Raw genomic sequence first — 21,973 nt, 5'->3', positions numbered from 1 at the left:
CAGTTGGTCTTATTCATATGCCTGACCATACGCAAGGCATTTACCGAAAAATGTCTTACTTGTAACGATACGTGATACGACCACGTGATAAATCGTACGGAGACAATTCTACGGTTACTTTATCGCCTGGCAGTATGCGAATATAGTGCATACGAATCTTCCCAGAAACGTGAGCTAAAATTTTATGACCATTCTCAAGCTCCACTCGAAACATTGCATTCGGAAGAGGCTCAATTACGGTTCCTTCTACCTCGATTACATCTTCTTTAGCCATCGATTTGTTCTCCCTTCTCAAGCAAGTCTGCTTGATCATTCAAGAATTTCGACACGGCGAAACGCAATTTACCGTTTGTTACACGTCCTGTTTCATCGATGCTTCGCTTAACTTCCGGCGAAATATATTGAAACAGCTCAAGATGATTGATGTTCTTCTTCTTAGCTCGGTCATATTTTCGTTTATCACCGTCAGCGATGAGGACAAATTTATCATCCACAATATCCACAATTACATTGATTTGACCAGCGTCCCGCCCTCGCAATATATGGACCAATTGCCCAACTTGCGGTACCGGCTCGGATTCACTCACCATTTATCACCTTCACTTAGGCTTTCGTTAAAATTTCGAAACCATCTTCAACAATAGCAATGGTATGCTCGAAATGTGCACAGTTTTTACCATCTTGGGTAACGACAGTCCAGTTATCCGCTAACGTTCGAACATATCGTGATCCTGCATTCACCATCGGCTCAACAGCAAGAACCATGCCTGGTTTGAGTCTCGGTCCTTTGCCTGGCGGTCCGAAATGAGGGATTTGTGGATCCTCGTGGAGATCTTGCCCGACTCCGTGGCCGACGTATTCCCGTACGACTGAAAAGCCTTCAGCTTCAACATACGATTGAATCGCATGAGAGATGTTTGTGAGTCTTTCCCCAGGTTTCGCTTCTGCAAGACCTTTATATAACGATTGTTCGGTTACCTCTAAAAGATGTTTGTTCTCATCGGATATTTCACCGACACCGTAAGTCCAAGCTGAATCACCATGGTATCCGTTATATTTCGCACCGATGTCGATCGAGATGATGTCTCCATCCTTCAGTACCTTTTTCCCTGGAATCCCGTGAACCAACTCTTCGTTTACGGAAGCACAAATACTACCTGTAAAACCATTATAGCCTTTAAAAGAAGGAATTGCATCGTGGCTACGAATAAACTTTTCAGCGATTGCATCAAGCTCCTTGGTAGTCACTCCCGGTTTAATGTGCTTCTGGAGCTCCTGATGAGTCAAAGCAACAATCTTTCCAGCTTCCCGCATGATTTCGATCTCACGCGGAGTCTTAGATATGATCATTACTTCAACCCTCCAAGTAGTTGATCGATATCGTTAAATACCTGATCGATATCCTGGTTTCCGTCGATGTTACGGAGATAGCCTTTCTGATCATAGAATTCGAGCAGTGGCTTCGATTGTTCAATATTTACTTCAAGTCTTGTTTTGACTGTTTCTTCATTATCATCTTCACGCTGATAAAGCTCTCCGCCGCACTTATCACAAACGCCATGTTCAGATGGCGGGTTGAAAATCACATGATAAGTCGTTCCGCATTGTTTGCAGATCCTGCGGCCAGTCAAGCGTTCCATCAACTTCCCTTTATCAACATCGATATTCAAGACATAGTCGATCGAACGGTTCTTGTCGGAGAGGATTTTTTCCAGCGCTTCGGCCTGTGCGACCGTCCGAGGAAACCCATCAAGTAAGAAACCTTTTCCACAGTCACTCTTGCTTAATCGTTCATCCACGATGCCGATCGTGACTTCATCAGGTACTAAATTACCAGCGTCCATGTAGGACTTGGCTTTTTTACCTAATTCAGTTCCTTCTTTAATTGCAGCTCGGAACATGTCACCTGTTGAGATATGGGGAATACCATATTTATCAACAATCTCGGCAGCCTGGGTTCCTTTTCCGGCACCTGGCAGACCCATGAGTACTAGATTCATCTAATCCCTCCATACGGTCACAATCATACATTGTAAAGAGGACGGGGAATTCGGAGATTCCCGGTTCTCCTCTATTTGATAAAGCCTTTATAATGACGCTTAATTAATTGGCTTTCAATTCGTTTCATAATGTCTAATGCTACACCGACCACAATCAATAAGCTGGTACCGCCTATTTGGAAAGACTGCGGCAGGTTTGCGAACTTGATAAAGAAAATCGGCAAGATCGAAACAAGAGCCAAGAATAGGGCGCCGATAAATGTCAGGCGATAAAGAATACGTACGATGTACGTTTCTGTATTTTTACCCGGTCGTATTCCTGGGATGTAACCACCTTGTTTCTTCAAGTTCTCTGCCATTTGCTCAGGATTGACCTGAACGAATGTATAGAAATACGTGAATCCTATGATTAAGGCCGAGTAAACGATCATACCCACCGGCGTCGTATAATCAAAGGTATTCTGAATGAATCTAGTCACCGCGTTTTCAGCAAAGAATCCTGCGATTGTCGGTGGTGCAATGATCAGTGAAATTGCAAAGATGACCGGGATTACCCCTGCTGCGTTAACCTTGATTGGAAGATGTGTTTGTTGCCCTCCAACCGGTTTATTGTTCACGACACGTTTTGCATATTGGATCGGAATCTTACGCAACCCTTGTTGGATGAAGATTACGAAGACTGTCAATGCAACCACTGCCAATGCAATTAGAAGCACTTTGACGATTCCGATGAACAGTGTCTGTTCTGATCCTTGGAACTGCTGAGCATAGAATTGATTCAATGCGCTTGGGATAGCTGCAACGATACCAGCAAAGATCAGAATGGAAATACCATTTCCGACACCATGTGCTGTGATTTGCTCACCTAACCACATTAGGAACGCAGTACCTGCTGTCAGAATTAAAGCAATAAGCAGGTAAGTCGGTATGCTCGGATATGGAATAAGACCTGGGAACAGGTTGTTGAATCCGATCGACATCCCGATCGCCTGGATAAATCCAAGTACGATCGTTCCATAACGAGTGAATTGAGCAAGCTTACGTCGCCCAACTTCACCTTGCTTAGACCATTCGGTAAACTTCGGTACAACATCCATTTGTAGCAACTGTACAATGATCGATGCTGTAATATATGGCATGATTCCCATCGCAAAAATCGAGAAGTTTTGCAGGGCACCACCGCCGAATGTATTCAGAAAACCGAATACGTTCATCTGATTCTGAAAATCTAGCACATCCTTGTTTACACTCGGTACAGGGATGAATGTTCCGATTCGGAATACGACAAGCATTGCTAGAGTAAATAATACTTTGTTTCTTATATCACTTACGCGCATAATATTGGAGATTGTACGGAACATTACATCACCTCAGCATTTCCGCCTGCTGCTTCGATTGCTTCCTTAGCAGAAGCAGAAAACTTATGAGCTTTTACAGAAAGCTTCGTCTCTAGTTTTCCATTTCCAAGGACCTTCACTCCGTCTCTCAACTTGCTGATGACACCAGTCTCAAGAAGAAGTTCAGGAGTCACTTCTGTTCCTTCTTCAAAACGGTTTAAAGCATCCAAGTTCACAACCGCATATTCAACACGAGTTGGGTTTGTAAATCCACGTTTCGGTAAACGTCTTGCAAGCGGGTTTTGACCACCTTCGAATCCTGGTCGTACGCCTCCACCAGAGCGTGCGTTTTGACCTTTGTGTCCACGTCCGCTTGTTTTACCATTACCGGAACCAATTCCACGTCCAACACGATTACGGTTGCCACGAGAACCTTCAGATGGTTTCAGTTCATGAAGTTTCATTATCGGCACCTCCTCATGATTTATATCGTCTTATTATTCGTTGATTTCATTGACAGTTACAAGATGAGACACCTTGTTCACCATACCACGAATCGCTTCGTTGTCTTCGTGTACAACTGTTTGGTGCATCTTGCGCAAACCAAGTGTCTTCACTGTAACACGTTGGTTTTCAGGACGACCAATTAAACTACGAGTGAGGGTGACTTCTAATTTCTTAGCCATTCAAAATCCCTCCTTAACCTAATAGTTCTTCAACTGATTTGCCGCGTAATTTCGCAACGTCCTCAGCACGTTTTAGATTTTTAAGTCCGTTGATTGTTGCACGTACCATGTTGATCGGGTTGTTAGATCCTAATGATTTAGATAGGATGTCACCAACTCCAGCCAACTCTAGTACCGCACGTACAGGTCCTCCAGCGATGACTCCTGTACCCTCAGATGCAGGCTTCAACAATACGTTACCTGCTCCATATCGTCCGTTGATTTGGTGAGGAAGCGTCGTACCAACGATCGGTACTGTAATAAGATTCTTCTTCGCATCCTCGATAGCCTTGCGGATCGCTTCTGGTACCTCTTGAGCTTTACCAGTACCGAATCCTACATGACCGTTTTTATCTCCAACTACCACAACCGCAGCAAAGCGAAAGCGACGTCCACCTTTTACAACCTTTGCAACACGGTTCACGGTAACAACACGTTCTTCAAGTTCTAGTTTGTTTGGATCGATTCCACGCATGATTGGATTTCCCTCCTTCTATTAAAATTGCAGTCCAGCTTCACGAGCTGCTTCTGCTAGTGCTTGCACACGTCCGTGATAGATGTAACCACCGCGGTCGAATACAACTACTTTATGTCCAGCTTCAACTGCGCGCTTAGCGATTTCTTCGCCGACTTTCTTAGCAGCTTCAACATTTCCACCATTATCAACATCTACGTTAGAGTCTAAAGTAGAAGCAGATAATAACGTTACTCCGTTTTCATCATCGATCAATTGAGCGTAAATATGCTTTGATGAGCGGAATACGTTCAAGCGAGGACGTTCTGCTGTTCCGAAAATAGTACGGCGCACACGAGCGTGTCTTTTCTTACGGGCAGTATTTTTATCTTGCTTCGTAATCATCCTACGCCACTCCTTTCCGTAATCTTACGTTACTATTTACCAGTCTTACCTTCCTTACGACGAACATATTCTCCTTCGTAACGGATACCTTTCCCTTTATACGGTTCTGGAAGACGAACAGAGCGAATATTCGCTGCAACAGCACCAACACGTTCTTTGTCGATACCTTTAACGACTACTTTCGTATTCGCTGGTACTTCAATTTCGATTCCTTGTTCAGGAACGATCTCAACAGGGTGAGAGTAACCAACGTTCAATACTAGTTTGTTACCGGATTTGTTGGCACGGTATCCAACCCCTACTAGTTCAAGAGCTTTTTGATAACCGTTAGCAACACCTTCGATCATGTTTCCGATAAGACTAGCTGTAGTTCCGTGAAGTGCCTTGTGATCTTTATGATCGCTTGGGCGTTCAACAGTGACCTTGTTATCTTCAATGTTGATTTTCATGTCAGGGCTAAAAGAGCGAGACAATTCACCTTTAGGACCTTTGACAGTCACGACGTTGTTGTCTTTTTTTTCAACTGTCACGCCGTTTGGAATTTCTAAATGTTTGTTACCAATACGAGACATTCAGGCTGCACCTCCATTCTTTCTTTCGATTACCAAACGTATGCTAAGACTTCTCCGCCAACCTGTTGGTTACGAGCGTCTTTATCCGTCATAATACCTTTTGATGTTGAAACTAGTGCGATTCCTAGTCCACCAAGTACACGTGGTACTTCATAAGCTTTCGCATAGACACGCAAACCAGGCTTACTGATTCTCTTAAGGCCAGTAATAACACGTTCGTTGTTTTGACCGTACTTTAAGAAAATGCGAATAACACCTTGCTTGCTATCTTCGATATACTCCACGTCACGTACGAAACCTTCTTTCTTAAGGATTTCTGCAATTTCTCTTTTGAGTTTGGATGCAGGAACCTCTAGTTTATCGTGACCTACAGTATTTGCATTACGAATACGAGTTAACATATCTGCAATTGGATCTGTCATGACCATTACTAATTACCTCCTTCCCGACAATGGGGTTTACCAGCTAGCTTTTTTGACGCCAGGGATTTGACCTTTATATGCAAGTTCACGGAAACAAATTCTGCAAAGCTTGAATTTACGAATTACTGAATGCGGACGTCCGCAGCGTTCACAACGAGTGTATTCTTGAACTTTGAATTTCTGTTTACGCTTTTGTTTAGCGACCATTGATTTTTTCGCCACAGTTTTCCCTCCTTTGGCTCATTATTTTTGGAATGGCATACCTACTTGATGAAGTAGTTCACGAGCCTCTTCGTCAGTGTCAGCAGTAGTTACGATAACGATATCCATACCGCGCACTTTGTTGACCTTATCATAATCAATCTCCGGGAAAATAAGCTGTTCTTTCACTCCAAGAGTGTAGTTTCCACGACCGTCAAAGGATTTCTTAGAAATCCCACGGAAGTCACGTACACGAGGAAGAGAAACACTGATCAGCTTGTCGAGGAATTCGTACATACGCTCACCGCGCAGTGTAACCTTCGCACCAATCGGCATTCCTTCACGTAGCTTGAATCCAGCGATGGATTTCTTAGCCTTTGTAACGACCGGCTTTTGACCAGCGATTTCAGTTAGTTCTTCAACAGCAACATCAAGAGCTTTTGCGTTAGAAACAGCATCTCCGATACCCATGTTGATCACGATCTTTTCAATTTTTGGCACTTGCATCACAGATGTATAGTTGAACTTCTCTTGAAGAGAAGGAACGATTTCTTTTTTGTATCTTTCTTGTAGACGATTCATTCTAGGTAACCTCCTTTCAACAAAGCTTATTTATCAAGAGCTTCTCCTGACTTTTTAGCAACACGTACTTTCTTTCCATCCACATCTTTATATCCTACACGAGTAGGTTCGTCTGATTTAGGGTCGATCAACATAACGTTAGATGCATGGATAGATGCTTCAACATTAAGGATTCCACCTTGTGGATTATCTTGAGAAGGCTTGGCGTGCTTCTTCACAACGTTGATTCCTTCAACAACAACACGATTGTTTTTCGGTAACGCTTGAAGGACTACTCCTTGCTTCCCTTTATCCTTACCTGAAATAACTTGAACTTTATCGCCTTTTTTCACGTGCATTTTAGGCATAGCGATTTGCGCACCTCCTTACAAGACAGGGCTTGAATTTTATTAAAGAACTTCTGGCGCTAATGAAACGATTTTCATGAATTGATTGTCACGTAGTTCGCGCGCGACAGGTCCGAAAATACGTGTTCCTCTTGGGCTCTTGTCGTCACGTACGATTACTGCAGCATTCTCATCGAAACGGATGTAAGATCCATCCGGACGACGCATACCGCGCTTAGAACGTACGATTACTGCACGAACGACATCACCTTTCTTAACAACGCCTCCTGGTGTTGCGGATTTAACAGAACACACAACCATATCACCGATGTTCGCATACTTACGTCCAGATCCACCGAGGACCTTGATAGTTAGTAGTTCACGAGCTCCAGAGTTGTCAGCGACTTTTAAGCGTGATTCTTGTTGAATCATTTACGTGTACCTCCTTTCGGACTGAAGATATCGATCCGAACTTTTATTAGATGATGATTGATTCTTCTACCACTTCTACTAGACGGAAGCGCTTATCTTTAGATAACGGGCGAGTTTCCATGATTTTAACAATGTCACCCATCTTAGCAGTGTTGTTTTCATCATGTGCTTTGAACTTTTTAGAGTACTTTACACGCTTACCGTACAATTTGTCATTTTTATAAGTTTCAACAAGTACTGTGATCGTCTTATCCATCTTGTCGGATACGACACGACCTACGTATACTTTACGTTGATTGCGTTCGCTCATTTTTTAAGTCCTCCCTTCAATTTAGGCGTTCGTAATTCCGAGCTCACGTTCGCGCAAAACAGTTTTCGCACGTGCAATGGCTTTACGGACTTCACGAATGCGGGCAGGGTTTTCTAATTGGCCAGTTGCTAATTGAAAGCGAAGGTTGAATAGCTCTTCTTTAAGAGTTTTAACATTCTGTTCGATTTCTGCAGTGGTTAAGTTACGGAAATCATTAGCTTTCATTTGTGTCACCACCCACTTCTTCGCGTTTTACAAATTTTGTTTTGATCGGCAGCTTGTGAGATGCAAGACGAAGTGCTTCACGAGCTACTTCTTCTGATACTCCAGCTATTTCAAACATGATTTTCCCAGGCTTTACGACTGCAACCCATCCTTCTGGTGCACCTTTACCGGAACCCATACGTACTTCTAGAGGCTTCGCTGTGTAAGGCTTAGAAGGGAAAATTTTAATCCAAACTTTACCGCCACGCTTCATGTAACGCGTCATCGCGATACGAGCTGCTTCAATCTGGCGGTTAGTGATCCAAGACGATTCAACTGCTTGTAGACCGTACTCACCGAATGCGATTTCCTGGCCGCCTTTTGCGCGTCCACGCATTTTACCACGGTGTTCTCTACGATATTTAACACGTTTTGGCATCAACATAATTATTTTCCTCCTTCCTCTTGTTTCGTTCCTTTCGTTGGAAGGACTTCACCACGATAAATCCAGACTTTAACACCTAACTTACCGTAAGTAGTGTCTGCTTCGGCAGTTCCATAGTCGATGTCTGCACGAAGAGTGTGAAGCGGAACAGTTCCTTCACTGTAGGATTCAGAACGAGCGATATCAGCGCCACCTAGACGACCTGATACTTCCGTTTTGATACCTTTCGCACCTGCACGCATCGCACGTTGGATCGTTTGCTTCATCGCACGACGGAACGAAATACGATTTTCAAGCTGACGCGCAATGTTTTCTGCAACGAGCTTGGAATTTAAATCTGCTTGCTTGATTTCAAAGATATTTACATGAACTCTTTTGCCTGTTAGATCGTTAAGGGATTTACGAAGTGCTTCCACTTCAGAACCACCTTTACCGATGACCATGCCAGGCTTAGCAGTTTTGATTGTGATGTTCACACGGTTTGCTGCACGCTCGATTTCAACCGCCGAGACAGCAGCATCTTTCAAACGATTTTCAATGTATTCACGAATTTTGATGTCTTCATGTAGTAGATCAGCGTAATCTTTGTCCGCATACCATTTAGATTCCCAGTCACGGATGACGCCGACACGAAGTCCTACTGGATTTACTTTTTGACCCACGATTTATCCCTCCTTCTTTTCTGAAACTACGATCGTAATATGACTTGTGCGCTTATTGATGCGGCTTGCACGACCCATAGCACGTGGGCGGAATCGTTTCAATGTTACACCTTCATCAACAAATGCATTCTTAATTACCAAATTGTTCGGTTCCAACTCATAATTGTGTTCTGCGTTTGCGATTGCAGAATTCAGTACCTTTTCAATGATTGGAGACGCTGCTTTTGGTGTGTGACGCAAAATTGCAATCGCTTCTCCAACTTCCTTTCCTCGAATGAGATCGACGACTAGGCGAGCTTTACGAGGAGCAATTCGAACCTGTTTTGCAACAGCTTTAGCTTCCATTCGGAGTACCTCCTCTCTTGTTAACGTCTTGTTTTCTTATCATCAGCTGCGTGGCCTTTGTATGTGCGTGTAGGTGCAAATTCACCTAGCTTGTGTCCGACCATGTCTTCAGTCACATATACTGGCACGTGCTTACGCCCGTCATAAACGGCAATTGTGTGTCCGATGAAATCCGGAAAAATAGTAGAGCGACGAGACCAAGTCTTGATGACCTTCTTGTCGTTTCCTTCATTAAGAACTTCTACCTTTTTCATTAAGTGATCATCCACGAAAGGTCCCTTTTTCAAACTACGACCCATGTTTGTACCTCCCTTCGCGATTGCGCTACGGTTCGTTTGAACCGTAGTTCAATCCCGTTATTTTTTACGACGACGTACGATATATTTGTCACTTGGCTTGTTCTTCTTACGAGTCTTGTATCCAAGTGTAGGTTTGCCCCATGGAGACATTGGTGATTTACGTCCGATAGGTGCACGTCCTTCACCACCACCATGTGGGTGATCGTTAGGGTTCATTACAGATCCACGTACAGTTGGGCGTTTACCCATCCAACGAGAACGACCTGCTTTACCAATGTTGATCAATTCGTGTTCCAGGTTCCCAACTTGACCGATTGTCGCACGGCAAGTCAATAGGATACGGCGAGTTTCACCTGAACGAAGACGTACAAGTGCGTAACGCTCTTCTTTACCTAATAGTTGTGCTTCTGCTCCAGCAGAACGAACAAGTTGACCTCCGCGACCAGGCTTCATTTCGATATTGTGGATGGTAGTACCAACCGGGATATCTTTAAGAGCCATTGCATTTCCAGTCTTGATGTCCGCATCTGGTCCAGACATGACTTCGTGTCCTACTTGCATACCTTTAGCTGCAAGGATATAACGCTTTTCCCCGTCAGCATAGTGGATAAGAGCAATGTTAGCAGAACGGTTCGGATCATATTCGATCGTAGCAACGCGTCCTGGTATTCCATCTTTGTCACGTTTGAAGTCGATGAGACGATACTTACGCTTGTGGCCTCCACCTTGGTGACGTGTAGTAATACGCCCTTGGTTGTTACGTCCAGCTTTTTTGCTCAATGGCGCTAACAACGACTTTTCGGGCTGGTCTGTTGTAATTTCACTAAAATCAGATGACGTCATATGACGACGACCATTTGATGTTGGTTTATACTTTTTGATAGCCATTTACGGTCCCTCCTTTACGAGTAACTTATACTCCTTCGAAGAAATCGAGCTCTTTACTGTCAGATGTCAACTGCACAATCGCCTTTTTGCGTTTAGCAGTGTATCCGAAGTAACGACCTACACGTTTCTTCTTCCCTTTGTAATTTTGTGTGTTGACATTTTCGACTTTGACACCGAAAATTTCTTCTACCGCGTCTTTGATCTGAGTTTTGTTAGCACGAGGATCAACCTCGAACGTGTATTTTCCATCACCCATGATTTCTGTAGTTCGTTCAGTGATAACGGGGCGCTTAATGATTTCACGTGCGTCTGCCATTATGCGAGCACCTCCTCTACCTTTTCTACAGCATCTTTCGTCATGAATAATTTGTCGTGGTTCAGCACATCCAACACGTTTACACCGTCAGCAGTTACGATTGAAACTCCAGGGATATTACGAGCGGATAAAGCTGCGAATTCGTTATAATCTCCAGTAACGACAAGCGCTTTTGTTGCTGCAGAGAAGTTTGCTAACACTGTAGCCATCTCTTTCGTTTTTGGAGCTTCAAACTTAAGCTCATCTAATACGACCACGTTGTTTTCTTGCACTTTAGAAGAAAGCGCAGATTTGATCGCTAAACGACGTACTTTTTTAGGCATCTTGTAGCTGTAGCTTCTTGGTGTTGGTCCGAATACCACACCACCGCCTACCCATTGTGGTGAACGAATGGATCCTTGACGAGCACGCCCTGTACCTTTTTGACGCCAAGGTTTGCGACCTCCACCTCTGACCGCAGAACGGTTTTTTACAGCATGAGTCCCCTGACGGCTTGATGCTTGTTGCATGACAACTGCATCGAAAAGTACATCTTCATTTGGTTCAATCCCAAATACATTGTCATTTAATTCGATATCTCCGATTTCAGAACCGGATTGGTTATAAAGCGTTACTTTTGGCACCGGTGTATCCTCCTTTCTTACTTAGCTTCTTTTGCCTTAACTGCAGATTCTACTGTAACGTAGCTCTTTTTCGCACCAGGTACGTTACCTTTGATCAATAGCAGGTTGCGCTCAGCGTCAACTCTAGCGATTTCAAGGTTTTGTACTGTAACTGTGTTTCCACCCATACGTCCAGGTAGTTTCTTACCTTTGAAAACGTGCATTGGGTCAACAGCACCCATTGAACCAGGGCGACGGTGGTAACGAGAACCGTGAGTCATCGGTCCGCGAGATTGTCCATGACGCTTGATCGCACCTTGGAATCCTTTACCTTTTGATGTTCCAGTGACGTCCACTTTGTCGCCTTCCTGGAAAATACCTACTTTGACTTCCTGACCAACTTCATAGTCCGCTAGTTCAACATTGCGAACCTCTTTAATGTAGCGCTTAGGGTTTGTGTTTGCTTTTTCAGCATGGCCCTTTGCAGGTTTGTTAGTACGAGATTCTTTCTTGTCAGCATAACCGATTTGGATTGCCTCGTAGCCATCGTTTTCAGCTGTCTTCTTTTGTAGAACAACGTTCGGAGCAGCTTCAACAACAGTTACAGGAATTACCTCACCGTTTTCTGCAAAGATTTGAGTCATACCGATCTTTTTACCTAAGATTCCTTTGGTCATTCGTCACACCTCCTAATATATCCTTAAAATTTTTAGTGTTTTATAGCTTGATTTCGATGTCTACGCCAGATGGTAGGTCCAAACGCATTAGTGAATCGACCGTTTGTGGCGTCGGCTCGATAATGTCGATCAAACGCTTATGTGTGCGCATTTCAAACTGTTCACGAGAATCTTTGTACTTGTGAACCGCACGCAAGATAGTGTATACAGACTTTTCAGTTGGTAGTGGGATTGGTCCCGATACCTTTGCACCAGATCTCTTAGCAGTTTCAACAATCTTCTCACCAGATTGATCTAAGATACGGTGATCATAAGCCTTTAAACGAATACGAATCTTTTGCTTTGCCATTATTTCCCCTCCTTCTCGTCCATTGATATAGACAATTCTCAGTAGAAATTTACCGAACGTTCCCGCCATGGCAAAGGGGCCGGGTGTGTCCGCAACCTTCTACTTCATCGCAAATTGATGGCCAACATTACAGATTATACTAGAGTCGCAAGGGTTTTGCAAGCGACAATAGCTTTAATAAGTATTCAGCCACACTTGAACTATTATAATGGTTTTGCCTACGATTTGCAAGGATTTTTTGAATAGGATCGAAATTTGTTGGGGACGGGAGTTTATAGAAGAGTATTTTCAGTCTGAATAAATGGAGGCTTCTTGAGTAAAGTGTTGTTTTTTAAAATCTTGTCATGGTACCGTGGGAAATATACTCGCTTTCCGCGGGCGATCCGCTAGCCTCCTCGCTCACTTGCACATGGATCTCAACACAAAAATGAAATCATTTTCGTGTCTGCGATGAGAATTCTTAGAAGCTTTCCTTATGCTGGCTTCGACGTTCACCACAAGACCACGGACTTACATTCCACCCATGTAGTTTTGCGCAAGTAACCGCAGGCGCAGGACGTGGTGGTATTTAGTCGAAGTTCATTATTATACTCGAAGATCCTTAAGTCACTGTGGGGTCTCGCCCGGCTCGCTTTTCCCGCAGGAGTCTCCTATATTTCAACCACTCATTATTCTTCTAAACAGCATAGATGAAAACTGATGATCGTCAGTCTGCTTTTTTGTGTTATGGAGCCGTTTTAGAATTTAAGAGATAAATCAAGCACGTAATAAAGAAGATCATCCTTACTACTCAGGATCAAACGCTACAAACTTCAGAATTCTTCCTACCACAAAAAAATCACATAAAAAAGCACCCCGTAAAATACGGAGTGCTTTGATTCATCAATTAACTATTCGATGATAGAAGATACTACACCAGCACCTACAGTACGTCCACCCTCACGGATAGAGAACTTTGTGCCATCTTCGATCGCGATTGGAGCGATCAATTCTACAGTCATTTCAATGTTGTCTCCAGGCATAACCATTTCAGTTCCTTCTGGAAGACCGATTGTACCAGTTACGTCCGTAGTACGGAAGTAGAACTGTGGACGGTAGTTAGCGAAGAATGGAGTGTGACGTCCACCTTCTTCTTTAGATAGAACATAAACTTCAGCTTTGAACTTAGTGTGAGCTTTAACAGTTCCAGGTTGAACAAGAACTTGTCCACGCTCGATGTCGTCACGGGATACACCACGAAGTAGTGCGCCGATGTTGTCACCAGCTTCAGCATAGTCAAGAAGCTTACGGAACATTTCTACACCAGTAACTGTAGTTTTCTTTGGCTCTTCAGTTAGACCAAGAATTTCAACTTCGTCTCCAACTTTAACTTTACCACGCTCAACACGTCCAGTTGCAACTGTTCCACGTCCTGTGATTGAGAATACGTCCTCAACAGGCATCATGAATGGCTTGTCGTGGTCACGTTCTGGAGTTGGGATGTACTCATCAACAGCAGCCATAAGTTCGAAGATTTTCTCTTCCCACTCAGCGTCTCCCTCAAGAGCTTTAAGAGCAGAACCTTTGATTACTGGTACATCATCACCAGGGAAGTCGTACTCAGAAAGAAGGTCACGCACTTCCATTTCTACTAATTCAAGTAGTTCTTCGTCGTCTACCATGTCACACTTGTTCATGAATACAACAAGGTAAGGTACACCTACTTGACGGGAAAGTAGAATGTGCTCACGAGTTTGCGGCATTGGGCCGTCAGCAGCAGAAACAACAAGGATTCCACCGTCCATTTGTGCAGCACCAGTGATCATGTTCTTAACGTAGTCTGCGTGTCCTGGGCAGTCAACGTGTGCATAGTGACGGTTGTCAGTTTCGTACTCAACGTGTGCAGTAGCGATTGTGATTCCACGCTCACGCTCTTCTGGAGCACCATCGATTTGATCGTATGCACGAGCTTCACCTTTACCAGACTTCTTGTGAAGTACAGTAGTGATTGCTGCAGTTAGTGTAGTTTTACCATGGTCAACGTGTCCAATTGTACCAATGTTAACGTGGTCTTTGGAACGGTCAAATTTTTCTTTTGCCATGAGTTATGTTCCTCCTTTAAATATAAAAGATAGTTGTTTTTTTATTTGTAAGATAGGCGAGTATTTACTTCACCTATCTTAGCTTACAATAAATGTACTTCCTAGTACAAGTCGTAAACGATTACTGACCGCTTACTTTTTTAATGATTTCTTCTGAAATTGACTTTGGTACTTCTTCGTACTTTTCAAAGTGCATTGTGTAAGTTCCGCGCCCTTGTGTTCTAGAACGTAGGGTTGTCGCGTAACCGAACATTTCAGATAGTGGTACCATTGCACGGATAACTTGAGCGTTACCACGAGCTTCCATACCTTCTACTCGACCACGACGAGATGTTACATCTCCCATGATGTCACCCATGTATTCTTCAGGCACAACAACTTCAACTTTCATCATTGGCTCAAGAAGAACTGGAGAGCAATATTGTTTAGCGTTCTTCAATGCCATAGATCCAGCAATCTTAAACGCCATTTCATTTGAGTCAACATCGTGGTATGAGCCATCGTAGATAGTCGCTTTAAGATCAATTACAGGGTAACCTGCAATCATACCGTTTTGCAAAGCTTCTTCGATTCCGTTTTGTACCGCTGGAATATATTCACGTGGTACAACACCACCGACGATCTTGTTCTCAAATTCAAATCCTGCACCCTCTTCGTTTGGTGCGAATTCAATCCAAACGTGTCCGTATTGCCCACGTCCACCGGATTGACGTACGAACTTACCTTCAACCTTCGCGCCTTTGCGGATTGTTTCACGGTAAGCAACCTGAGGAGCACCAACATTCGCTTCAACTTTAAATTCACGACGTAAACGGTCAACGATGATATCAAGGTGAAGTTCACCCATTCCAGAAATGATCGTTTGTCCCGTTTCCGTATTTGTTTCAGTTTTAAATGTTGGATCTTCCTCTGCCAATTTAGCAAGAGCGATTGACATCTTGTCTTGGTCAGCCTTTGATTTAGGCTCAACAGACAATGAGATAACCGGCTCTGGGAAGTCCATAGATTCAAGGATTACAAGGTCATTCTCTGCACAGAGCGTATCACCAGTAGATGTATCTTTCAGCCCGACTGCAGCAGCGATATCTCCTGCATAAACAGTTGAGATCTCTTCACGAGAGTTTGCGTGCATTTGCAGGATACGTCCAACACGTTCACGCTTATTCTTCGTAGAGTTTTTGATGTAAGATCCAGAATCAAGTGTTCCAGAGTATACACGGAAGAATGTAAGCTTACCAACGTAAGGGTCAGTCATAACCTTGAAAGCCAATGCTGCGAATGGACCATTATCGTCGGATTCCCGGGTTACTTCTTCCTCAGTCTCAGGCAAGAAACCTTTGATTGCTGGTACATCTAATGGAGATGGTAAGTAATCAAGTGTAGCATCCAATACTAGCTGAACACCTTTGTTCTTAAATGCAGAACCACAAAGAACTGGGTAGAATTCAACATTTACAGTACCTTTACGGATACCAGCTTTCAGCTCTTCAACTGTAAGCTCTTCACCTTCTAGATATTTCATCATTAGATCTTCATCTAATTCAGCTACTGCTTCAACAAGCTTTCCGTGATATTCCTCAGCAAGTTCTTTATACTCATCTGGTATTTCACCAGCTTGTGTACGAGTTCCAAGATCATCCTCATAGAAGTAAGCTTTCATTTCCACAAGGTCGATGATTCCTTCGAAGTCATCCTCTGCACCGATTGGAAGCTGGATCGCATGTGCGTTAGCACCTAGGCGCTCACGAAGCGTTCCAAGGGAGTAGATGAAGTCTGCTCCGATTTTGTCCATCTTATTGATGAACACGATACGTGGTACATGGTATGTCGTCGCTTGACGCCATACTGTTTCTGTTTGCGGTTCAACTCCGGATTGAGCGTCAAGAACCGCTACTGCTCCGTCTAATACACGTAATGAACGTTCAACTTCTACAGTGAAGTCTACGTGTCCAGGTGTGTCGATGATATTGATACGGTGGTCTTTCCATTGAGCAGTTGTAGCGGCGGAAGTGATTGTAATTCCGCGCTCTTGTTCCTGCTCCATCCAGTCCATTTGTGAAGCTCCCTCGTGAGTTTCACCAATTTTGTGGATACGACCTGTATAGAATAAGATACGTTCAGTCGTAGTTGTCTTACCGGCATCAATGTGAGCCATAATCCCGATATTACGTGTATCTTTCAAGGAGAACTCTCTTGCCATAGGGTCTTTCTCCTTCCTTCGAATGTGATTGATAGTTTATTATTTCTCTGATCTTACCAACGATAGTGAGCGAATGCTTTGTTCGCTTCAGCCATCTTGTGCATGTCTTCACGCTTCTTGACAGAAGCACCAGTGTTGTTAGCAGCATCCATGATTTCGTATGCTAGTCTCTCTTCCATCGTTTTTTCTCCACGAAGACGAGAGTAGTTCACTAGCCAACGAAGTCCAAGTGTCGAACGACGCTCAGGGCGTACTTCGACTGGTACTTGATAGTTTGCACCACCCACACGACGAGCTCTTACTTCAAGAACCGGCATGATGTTCTTAAGTGCTTGGTCAAGTACTTCCATTGGATCCTGGTTTGTTCTCTCTTGTACGATGTTGAACGCATTATATAAGATCGTTTGCGCTACACCTCTTTTTCCATCAACCATGATCTTGTTGATTAAGCGTGTCACAAGTTTAGATTTATAAATTGGATCTGGCAATACATCACGACGTTCTACAGGTCCTTTACGAGGCATGTAGTCCCCTCCTTTCAAAAGTTGTCGATATTTTCGAGTGTCCAAATCGGTAAAACCGCCGTTCATCATTTGATGACTTTTGAACTACCTATTTGAACTGCCTATTATTTCTTTTCATCTTTAGGCTTTTTCGTTCCATACTTAGAACGACCTTGTCTACGGTCATTGACTCCAGCAGTATCGAGTGCACCACGAACGATGTGGTAACGTACCCCTGGCAAGTCTTTCACACGGCCTCCGCGGATAAGTACAACACTGTGTTCTTGTAGGTTGTGACCAATTCCAGGAATGTAAGCTGTAACTTCGATCTGGTTAGTCAAACGAACACGCGCATACTTACGAAGTGCAGAGTTCGGCTTCTTAGGTGTCATTGTACCAACACGTGTACAAACACCGCGCTTTTGCGGAGAAGAAAGATCAGTATTCACTTTCTTGAAGCTGTTGTAGCCTTTGTTAAGTGCTGGAGAGTCAGATTTCTTACCTTTTGAATGACGACCCTTACGTACCAATTGGTTAATAGTAGGCATTTTATATCCTCCCTTCTAATACTTGTATTCCTAGCCCACACATCCAGGCGGTTCATTTTTGGACAAAATAAAGTTTTTGCGCAGGGCTAAAATAGCCCTGGCAAAAACATTTTATCCTATTATCGCAACCGTTGCAGCCCCAACGTCAATTCCGCAAGCTTTTCCAAGCTTTTTCATAGAGTCGACGTTTGTGACAGGAACGCTTTTTTCTTTTGCGATGTGAACGACTTTATTCGTTACACGCTGATCTGCATCAATTGCAACGATTAGCTCTTTCACTTCCCCATTCTGAAGGGCTTTTATTGTTTGCTTGGTGCCAACAATAAAATTCGTGGCCTGCGTTACTTTTTCATAAGACATTTGTTCAGATATCCTCCAAAGTTTGACAGGTTTATATGAAAGCACTCCGTTATATTATCAGAGTTGAAAAATGTTGTCAACAAACAATTAATCTTGTGTGACTAATTCTTCTGCAGCAACAGATTCTTCAGTCGCTTCCAATTCGGTTTCTTCACCTACAGGAACGATGTTACGGTATCGTGACATCCCTGTTCCTGCTGGCACAAGCTTACCGATGATTACATTCTCTTTCAGTCCGAGCAACTCATCACGCTTACCTTTGATTGCTGCATCAGTCAGGACACGAGTTGTTTCCTGGAAGGAAGCTGCTGATAAGAATGACTCAGTTTCAAGAGATGCTTTTGTAATTCCAAGCAGGATCGGTCGACCTGTAGCTGGTTGGCCGCCATCTAACAGGACTTGCGTATTGACATCTGTGAATTGGTTGATGTCGATAAGGGAACCTGGTAAGACGTTTGTATCTCCAGCTTCAATGACGCGGACTTTACGCATCATTTGACGAACCATCACCTCGACGTGCTTGTCACCGATTTCTACCCCTTGCATACGGTATACTTTCTGTACTTCACGAAGAAGGTAGTTTTGGACTGCGTCAACACCAGAAACTTTCATCAGTTCTTTCGGATCGATCGAACCTTCTGTCAGTTCTTGACCTGCTTTAATCTTGTCGTCTACTTTCACTTTTATACGTGCACCGTAAGGGATGGTGTACGAACGGCTTTCAACTTCACCTTGAACAGTGATTTCGCGCTTATCCCGAACTTCATTGATTGCTGTAACCGTTCCATCAAGCTCAGAAATGACCGCTTGACCTTTCGGATTACGCGCCTCAAACAATTCCTGGATACGAGGCAGACCCTGTGTGATGTCGTCTCCTGCAACTCCACCTGTATGGAATGTACGCATTGTAAGCTGTGTTCCTGGCTCACCGATTGATTGAGCAGCAATGATACCGACAGCTTCTCCAACTTCCACTTCAGTACCTGTTGCAAGATTACGTCCATAACATAGGTTACATACGCCGTGGCGAGTGTTACATGTAAACGCTGACCGGATGACAACCTCTTCAATTCCAAGGTCAATGATTTCTTTCGCAATGTCTTCTGTAATCAAGTCGTTACGTCCGACAATGACAGAATCATTTTTAGGGTGATGGATGGTCTTGAATGCTACACGACCAATCAATCTTTCCTCAAGTGGTTCGATGACTTCATTTCCTTCTTTAATCGCCCGGACAGTCAGACCGCGATCTGTTCCACAATCTTTTTCACGGACGATTACATCTTGTGCAACATCTACAAGACGACGAGTCAGATAACCTGAGTCAGCTGTCTTAAGTGCTGTATCGGCAAGACCTTTACGAGCACCGTGAGTGGAGATGAAGTATTCAAGAACCGTAAGACCTTCACGGAAGCTGGACTTGATTGGAAGTTCAATGATCTGACCAGCCGGGTTGGCCATCAGTCCACGCATTCCAGCGAGCTGTGTAAAGTTAGATGCGTTACCACGGGCACCTGAATCACTCATCATGAAGATCGGGTTATATGGATCCAAGGAAACCATCAGTTTTTCTTGGATGGAATCTTTCGCGTTACTCCAGATGGAAATGACACGATCATAACGTTCTTCTTCTGTGATGAGTCCTCGACGGAACTGCTGCAATACTTTAGTGACTTTCTCTTCAGCTTCCTCAAGGATTTCTTTCTTTTCAGAAAGGACGACGATATCAGATACACCAACGGTAATACCTGCTTTAGTCGCGTATTTGAATCCAAGGTCTTTCATTCGGTCAAGCATTCGAGAGGTTTCAGTGATTTTGAATCGTTTGAATACCTCTGCAATGATTTTTCCTAAGATACCTTTCTTGAAAGGTGGAATCAATTCGCGTTTATCAAGTTCCTCTTTCAAATCAACAGTCGGATCGATGAAGTACTTCTCAGGTGTTGCGACTTCCAAGTTATACTCAGTCGGCTCGTTGATATAAGGGAATGACGGCGGCAAGATTTCGTTGAAAACCAACTTACCGATTGTCGTAATTAATAATTTTCGGTTTTGCTCTTCTGTGAATGATCCTTTTCCGAGCGCTTTCGCCGGGATTGCGACACGAGTGTGAAGATGGACATAACCATTTTGATATGCCGTCAGGGCTTCATTCGTATCGTTGACGATCATTCCTTCACCGATCGCACCTTTTCGCTCAAGAGTTAGGTAGTAGTTACCTAATACCATATCCTGAGACGGTGTAACAACCGGTTTTCCGTCTTTCGGATTCAAAATGTTTTGTGCAGCAAGCATCAAGATACGAGCTTCAGCTTGTGCTTCAGCTGATAATGGCACGTGGACCGCCATTTGGTCTCCATCAAAGTCAGCATTGTATGCAGTACATACTAATGGGTGAAGACGAATTGCACGCCCTTCGACCAATGTCGGCTCGAATGCTTGGATTCCCAAACGGTGAAGTGTAGGAGCACGGTTCAATAGAACTGGGTGTTCTTTGATGACCTCTTCAAGTACATCCCATACTTCAGGTTGGACACGTTCAACTTTACGCTTGGCGCTCTTGATATTATGAGCAAGGCCTTTGTTGACCAATTCTTTCATGACGAACGGTTTGAACAGTTCAAGTGCCATCTCCTTAGGGAGGCCACATTGATACATCTTCAGGTTCGGCCCTACAACGATAACCGAACGACCTGAATAGTCGACACGTTTACCGAGTAAATTCTGACGGAAACGACCTTGTTTACCCTTCAACATATGCGAGAGGGATTTCAATGGACGGTTTCCAGGTCCTGTGACTGGTCTGCCGCGGCGTCCGTTATCAATCAATGCATCTACAGCTTCCTGGAGCATACGCTTTTCATTTTGCACAATGATATTCGGCGCACCAAGATCCAATAGACGCTTCAGACGGTTGTTACGGTTGATGACTCGACGGTATAAATCATTAAGGTCGGATGTCGCAAAACGACCACCGTCCAATTGAACCATCGGACGAAGTTCCGGCGGTATGACCGGCAATACTTCTAGAATCATCCATGATGTGAAGTTACCTGAATGACGGAACGCTTCAAGTACTTCAAGACGTTTGATGGCACGTGTACGTCTTTGCCCTTGAGCCGTCTTCAGTTCTTCTTTCAGTACATTGACTTCTTTATCGAGGTCGATGTCTTCAAGAAGCTTCTTGATAGACTCTGCACCCATTTGTGCAGTGAATCCCTGTCCATACTTTTCGCGGTATGAACGGTATTCTTTTTCAGATAAAAGTTGCTTCTTCTCAAGCGGTGTTTCACCTGGATCTGTTACTACCCAAGAAGCAAAATAAATCACTTCTTCAAGCGCTCTAGGTGACATATCGAGTACAAGGCCCATTCTGCTCGGGATTCCTTTGAAGTACCAGATATGAGAAACAGGTGCCGCAAGTTCGATATGTCCCATGCGTTCACGTCGAACTTTTGCACGTGTAACTTCTACACCACAGCGGTCACAAACGACGCCCTTATAGCGGACGCGTTTGTATTTACCACAGTGACATTCCCAGTCCTTTTGGGGACCGAAAATTCGTTCACAGAAAAGCCCGTCTTTCTCAGGCTTTAACGTACGGTAGTTAATCGTTTCCGGTTTCTTGACTTCACCACGAGACCAAGAGCGGATTTTATCAGGTGAAGCAAGACCTATTTTCATATACTCAAAGTTATTTACATCGATCAAGGGGTCTACCTCCCTTA

At 43.8% G+C, this 21,973-nt stretch carries 32 protein-coding genes; all 32 read right to left on the bottom strand.

Annotated features, from left to right (window positions below; all coding sequences use genetic code 11):
• Positions 1–55: 55 nt before the first annotated feature.
• The gene (infA, locus tag ACJROX_RS00940) at positions 56–274 is read right to left on the bottom strand and encodes a translation initiation factor IF-1 (protein WP_093073147.1); all 219 of its coding nucleotides are present in this window, start codon (positions 272–274) and stop codon (positions 56–58) included.
• Positions 267–587 (bottom strand): RNA-binding protein, encoded by a 321-nt coding sequence (locus ACJROX_RS00935; protein ID WP_408008953.1) that lies wholly within the window; start codon positions 585–587, stop codon positions 267–269. The genes infA and ACJROX_RS00935 overlap by 8 nt, the downstream gene beginning before the upstream one ends.
• A 16-nt stretch (positions 588–603) precedes the next feature.
• Positions 604–1,350: a type I methionyl aminopeptidase gene (map, locus tag ACJROX_RS00930; RefSeq protein WP_408008952.1), complete on the bottom strand. Its 747-nt coding sequence runs from the start codon at positions 1,348–1,350 to the stop codon at positions 604–606.
• Complete coding sequence (locus tag ACJROX_RS00925; RefSeq protein ID WP_408008951.1) at positions 1,350–2,000, bottom strand: adenylate kinase; 651 nt, start codon at positions 1,998–2,000, stop codon at positions 1,350–1,352. The genes map and ACJROX_RS00925 overlap by 1 nt, the downstream gene beginning before the upstream one ends.
• A 71-nt stretch (positions 2,001–2,071) precedes the next feature.
• Complete coding sequence (gene secY, locus ACJROX_RS00920; RefSeq protein ID WP_408008950.1) at positions 2,072–3,361, bottom strand: preprotein translocase subunit SecY; 1,290 nt, start codon at positions 3,359–3,361, stop codon at positions 2,072–2,074.
• A complete protein-coding gene (gene rplO, locus ACJROX_RS00915; RefSeq protein ID WP_408008949.1) occupies positions 3,361–3,801 on the bottom strand; it encodes a 50S ribosomal protein L15 in 441 nt (146 codons plus the stop codon). Before rplO ends, secY begins: the two co-directional genes overlap by 1 nt.
• A 33-nt stretch (positions 3,802–3,834) precedes the next feature.
• On the bottom strand, positions 3,835–4,023 hold the full coding sequence (gene rpmD, locus ACJROX_RS00910; protein WP_221569173.1) for a 50S ribosomal protein L30: 189 nt from the start codon (positions 4,021–4,023) through the stop codon (positions 3,835–3,837).
• A gap of 13 nt (positions 4,024–4,036) precedes the next feature.
• Positions 4,037–4,537, bottom strand: a complete 501-nt coding sequence (rpsE, locus tag ACJROX_RS00905; protein ID WP_221569174.1) for a 30S ribosomal protein S5 — start codon at positions 4,535–4,537, stop codon at positions 4,037–4,039.
• Positions 4,538–4,558: 21 nt separating this feature from the next.
• Entirely contained in the window at positions 4,559–4,921 is a 363-nt protein-coding gene (rplR, locus tag ACJROX_RS00900; RefSeq protein WP_408008948.1) for a 50S ribosomal protein L18, read from the bottom strand.
• A 32-nt stretch (positions 4,922–4,953) separates the two neighbouring features.
• Entirely contained in the window at positions 4,954–5,493 is a 540-nt protein-coding gene (gene rplF / locus ACJROX_RS00895; RefSeq protein WP_408008947.1) for a 50S ribosomal protein L6, read from the bottom strand.
• Between the two features lie 29 nt (positions 5,494–5,522).
• On the bottom strand, positions 5,523–5,921 hold the full coding sequence (gene rpsH / locus ACJROX_RS00890) for a 30S ribosomal protein S8 (protein ID WP_408008946.1): 399 nt from the start codon (positions 5,919–5,921) through the stop codon (positions 5,523–5,525).
• 30 nt (positions 5,922–5,951) lie between these two features.
• Positions 5,952–6,137 carry a type Z 30S ribosomal protein S14 gene (locus tag ACJROX_RS00885; RefSeq protein WP_138420165.1) on the bottom strand — a complete coding sequence of 62 codons (186 nt, stop codon included), beginning with the start codon at positions 6,135–6,137 and terminating at the stop codon, positions 5,952–5,954.
• 21 nt (positions 6,138–6,158) lie between these two features.
• Positions 6,159–6,698, bottom strand: a complete 540-nt coding sequence (gene rplE / locus ACJROX_RS00880; RefSeq protein WP_408008945.1) for a 50S ribosomal protein L5 — start codon at positions 6,696–6,698, stop codon at positions 6,159–6,161.
• Between the two features lie 26 nt (positions 6,699–6,724).
• Positions 6,725–7,036: a 50S ribosomal protein L24 gene (gene rplX / locus ACJROX_RS00875; protein WP_408011547.1), complete on the bottom strand. Its 312-nt coding sequence runs from the start codon at positions 7,034–7,036 to the stop codon at positions 6,725–6,727.
• Between the two features lie 51 nt (positions 7,037–7,087).
• Positions 7,088–7,456, bottom strand: coding sequence for a 50S ribosomal protein L14 (gene rplN / locus ACJROX_RS00870; protein ID WP_225067065.1), 369 nt, complete (start codon positions 7,454–7,456; stop codon positions 7,088–7,090).
• Between the two features lie 46 nt (positions 7,457–7,502).
• On the bottom strand, positions 7,503–7,766 hold the full coding sequence (gene rpsQ, locus ACJROX_RS00865) for a 30S ribosomal protein S17 (protein ID WP_408008944.1): 264 nt from the start codon (positions 7,764–7,766) through the stop codon (positions 7,503–7,505).
• A gap of 21 nt (positions 7,767–7,787) precedes the next feature.
• Positions 7,788–7,991: a 50S ribosomal protein L29 gene (gene rpmC, locus ACJROX_RS00860; RefSeq protein ID WP_225067063.1), complete on the bottom strand. Its 204-nt coding sequence runs from the start codon at positions 7,989–7,991 to the stop codon at positions 7,788–7,790.
• Positions 7,981–8,415 (bottom strand): 50S ribosomal protein L16, encoded by a 435-nt coding sequence (rplP, locus tag ACJROX_RS00855; protein WP_221569182.1) that lies wholly within the window; start codon positions 8,413–8,415, stop codon positions 7,981–7,983. Before rplP ends, rpmC begins: the two co-directional genes overlap by 11 nt.
• A gap of 2 nt (positions 8,416–8,417) precedes the next feature.
• Positions 8,418–9,077, bottom strand: coding sequence for a 30S ribosomal protein S3 (gene rpsC, locus ACJROX_RS00850; protein WP_408008943.1), 660 nt, complete (start codon positions 9,075–9,077; stop codon positions 8,418–8,420).
• A 3-nt stretch (positions 9,078–9,080) separates the two neighbouring features.
• On the bottom strand, positions 9,081–9,422 hold the full coding sequence (gene rplV, locus ACJROX_RS00845) for a 50S ribosomal protein L22 (RefSeq protein WP_408008942.1): 342 nt from the start codon (positions 9,420–9,422) through the stop codon (positions 9,081–9,083).
• 20 nt (positions 9,423–9,442) lie between these two features.
• Positions 9,443–9,721, bottom strand: coding sequence for a 30S ribosomal protein S19 (rpsS, locus tag ACJROX_RS00840; RefSeq protein ID WP_408008941.1), 279 nt, complete (start codon positions 9,719–9,721; stop codon positions 9,443–9,445).
• A 57-nt stretch (positions 9,722–9,778) separates the two neighbouring features.
• Positions 9,779–10,609: a 50S ribosomal protein L2 gene (gene rplB, locus ACJROX_RS00835; RefSeq protein WP_408008940.1), complete on the bottom strand. Its 831-nt coding sequence runs from the start codon at positions 10,607–10,609 to the stop codon at positions 9,779–9,781.
• 25 nt (positions 10,610–10,634) lie between these two features.
• The gene (gene rplW, locus ACJROX_RS00830; protein WP_221569187.1) at positions 10,635–10,925 is read right to left on the bottom strand and encodes a 50S ribosomal protein L23; all 291 of its coding nucleotides are present in this window, start codon (positions 10,923–10,925) and stop codon (positions 10,635–10,637) included.
• Positions 10,925–11,548: a 50S ribosomal protein L4 gene (gene rplD / locus ACJROX_RS00825; protein ID WP_408008938.1), complete on the bottom strand. Its 624-nt coding sequence runs from the start codon at positions 11,546–11,548 to the stop codon at positions 10,925–10,927. Before rplD ends, rplW begins: the two co-directional genes overlap by 1 nt.
• 17 nt (positions 11,549–11,565) lie before the next feature.
• On the bottom strand, positions 11,566–12,204 hold the full coding sequence (gene rplC / locus ACJROX_RS00820) for a 50S ribosomal protein L3 (protein ID WP_408008937.1): 639 nt from the start codon (positions 12,202–12,204) through the stop codon (positions 11,566–11,568).
• 40 nt (positions 12,205–12,244) lie between these two features.
• A complete protein-coding gene (gene rpsJ, locus ACJROX_RS00815; RefSeq protein WP_221569190.1) occupies positions 12,245–12,553 on the bottom strand; it encodes a 30S ribosomal protein S10 in 309 nt (102 codons plus the stop codon).
• A gap of 890 nt (positions 12,554–13,443) precedes the next feature.
• Positions 13,444–14,634, bottom strand: coding sequence for an elongation factor Tu (tuf, locus tag ACJROX_RS00810; protein WP_408008936.1), 1,191 nt, complete (start codon positions 14,632–14,634; stop codon positions 13,444–13,446).
• A gap of 121 nt (positions 14,635–14,755) precedes the next feature.
• Positions 14,756–16,834 carry an elongation factor G gene (gene fusA, locus ACJROX_RS00805; protein WP_408008935.1) on the bottom strand — a complete coding sequence of 693 codons (2,079 nt, stop codon included), beginning with the start codon at positions 16,832–16,834 and terminating at the stop codon, positions 14,756–14,758.
• A gap of 53 nt (positions 16,835–16,887) precedes the next feature.
• On the bottom strand, positions 16,888–17,358 hold the full coding sequence (gene rpsG / locus ACJROX_RS00800) for a 30S ribosomal protein S7 (protein WP_408008934.1): 471 nt from the start codon (positions 17,356–17,358) through the stop codon (positions 16,888–16,890).
• Positions 17,359–17,462: 104 nt separating this feature from the next.
• Positions 17,463–17,885: a 30S ribosomal protein S12 gene (rpsL, locus tag ACJROX_RS00795; RefSeq protein WP_221569194.1), complete on the bottom strand. Its 423-nt coding sequence runs from the start codon at positions 17,883–17,885 to the stop codon at positions 17,463–17,465.
• Between the two features lie 111 nt (positions 17,886–17,996).
• The gene (locus ACJROX_RS00790; RefSeq protein ID WP_408008933.1) at positions 17,997–18,245 is read right to left on the bottom strand and encodes a 50S ribosomal protein L7ae-like protein; all 249 of its coding nucleotides are present in this window, start codon (positions 18,243–18,245) and stop codon (positions 17,997–17,999) included.
• Between the two features lie 87 nt (positions 18,246–18,332).
• Positions 18,333–21,956: a DNA-directed RNA polymerase subunit beta' gene (gene rpoC, locus ACJROX_RS00785; protein ID WP_408008931.1), complete on the bottom strand. Its 3,624-nt coding sequence runs from the start codon at positions 21,954–21,956 to the stop codon at positions 18,333–18,335.
• Between the last annotated feature and the right edge of the window lie 17 nt (positions 21,957–21,973).

Origin of the sequence: Pseudalkalibacillus sp. A8, from assembly GCF_045920555.1 — a bacterium.
GTDB lineage: Bacteria > Bacillota > Bacilli > Bacillales > Fictibacillaceae > Pseudalkalibacillus.
The sequence above is the reverse complement of the archived record's forward strand: the minus strand, read 5'-3'. Positions and strand labels throughout refer to the sequence as shown.

What these genes read in the sequence shown, in the direction of transcription:
- infA (WP_093073147.1), bottom strand. Translation starts at nt 274, where the DNA reads ATGGCTAAAGAAGATGTAATCGAGGTAGAAGGAACCGTAATTGAGCCT.
- rpsH (WP_408008946.1), bottom strand. Translation starts at nt 5,921, where the DNA reads ATGGTCATGACAGATCCAATTGCAGATATGTTAACTCGTATTCGTAAT.
- rplV (WP_408008942.1), bottom strand. Translation starts at nt 9,422, where the DNA reads ATGGAAGCTAAAGCTGTTGCAAAACAGGTTCGAATTGCTCCTCGTAAA.
- ACJROX_RS00790 (WP_408008933.1), bottom strand. Translation starts at nt 18,245, where the DNA reads ATGTCTTATGAAAAAGTAACGCAGGCCACGAATTTTATTGTTGGCACC.
- rplO (WP_408008949.1), bottom strand. Translation starts at nt 3,801, where the DNA reads ATGAAACTTCATGAACTGAAACCATCTGAAGGTTCTCGTGGCAACCGT.
- rplX (WP_408011547.1), bottom strand. Translation starts at nt 7,036, where the DNA reads ATGCACGTGAAAAAAGGCGATAAAGTTCAAGTTATTTCAGGTAAGGAT.
- rplF (WP_408008947.1), bottom strand. Translation starts at nt 5,493, where the DNA reads ATGTCTCGTATTGGTAACAAACATTTAGAAATTCCAAACGGCGTGACA.
- tuf (WP_408008936.1), bottom strand. Translation starts at nt 14,634, where the DNA reads ATGGCAAAAGAAAAATTTGACCGTTCCAAAGACCACGTTAACATTGGT.
- rplN (WP_225067065.1), bottom strand. Translation starts at nt 7,456, where the DNA reads ATGATTCAACAAGAATCACGCTTAAAAGTCGCTGACAACTCTGGAGCT.
- rpsG (WP_408008934.1), bottom strand. Translation starts at nt 17,358, where the DNA reads ATGCCTCGTAAAGGACCTGTAGAACGTCGTGATGTATTGCCAGATCCA.
- ACJROX_RS00925 (WP_408008951.1), bottom strand. Translation starts at nt 2,000, where the DNA reads ATGAATCTAGTACTCATGGGTCTGCCAGGTGCCGGAAAAGGAACCCAG.
- rpsS (WP_408008941.1), bottom strand. Translation starts at nt 9,721, where the DNA reads ATGGGTCGTAGTTTGAAAAAGGGACCTTTCGTGGATGATCACTTAATG.
- rplP (WP_221569182.1), bottom strand. Translation starts at nt 8,415, where the DNA reads ATGTTGATGCCAAAACGTGTTAAATATCGTAGAGAACACCGTGGTAAA.
- map (WP_408008952.1), bottom strand. Translation starts at nt 1,350, where the DNA reads ATGATCATATCTAAGACTCCGCGTGAGATCGAAATCATGCGGGAAGCT.
- rpsL (WP_221569194.1), bottom strand. Translation starts at nt 17,885, where the DNA reads ATGCCTACTATTAACCAATTGGTACGTAAGGGTCGTCATTCAAAAGGT.
- fusA (WP_408008935.1), bottom strand. Translation starts at nt 16,834, where the DNA reads ATGGCAAGAGAGTTCTCCTTGAAAGATACACGTAATATCGGGATTATG.
- rpmC (WP_225067063.1), bottom strand. Translation starts at nt 7,991, where the DNA reads ATGAAAGCTAATGATTTCCGTAACTTAACCACTGCAGAAATCGAACAG.
- rplW (WP_221569187.1), bottom strand. Translation starts at nt 10,925, where the DNA reads ATGGCAGACGCACGTGAAATCATTAAGCGCCCCGTTATCACTGAACGA.
- rpsQ (WP_408008944.1), bottom strand. Translation starts at nt 7,766, where the DNA reads ATGAGCGAACGCAATCAACGTAAAGTATACGTAGGTCGTGTCGTATCC.
- rpsJ (WP_221569190.1), bottom strand. Translation starts at nt 12,553, where the DNA reads ATGGCAAAGCAAAAGATTCGTATTCGTTTAAAGGCTTATGATCACCGT.
- secY (WP_408008950.1), bottom strand. Translation starts at nt 3,361, where the DNA reads ATGTTCCGTACAATCTCCAATATTATGCGCGTAAGTGATATAAGAAAC.
- rpmD (WP_221569173.1), bottom strand. Translation starts at nt 4,023, where the DNA reads ATGGCTAAGAAATTAGAAGTCACCCTCACTCGTAGTTTAATTGGTCGT.
- rplB (WP_408008940.1), bottom strand. Translation starts at nt 10,609, where the DNA reads ATGGCTATCAAAAAGTATAAACCAACATCAAATGGTCGTCGTCATATG.
- rplC (WP_408008937.1), bottom strand. Translation starts at nt 12,204, where the DNA reads ATGACCAAAGGAATCTTAGGTAAAAAGATCGGTATGACTCAAATCTTT.
- rplE (WP_408008945.1), bottom strand. Translation starts at nt 6,698, where the DNA reads ATGAATCGTCTACAAGAAAGATACAAAAAAGAAATCGTTCCTTCTCTT.
- rpsE (WP_221569174.1), bottom strand. Translation starts at nt 4,537, where the DNA reads ATGCGTGGAATCGATCCAAACAAACTAGAACTTGAAGAACGTGTTGTT.
- rplR (WP_408008948.1), bottom strand. Translation starts at nt 4,921, where the DNA reads ATGATTACGAAGCAAGATAAAAATACTGCCCGTAAGAAAAGACACGCT.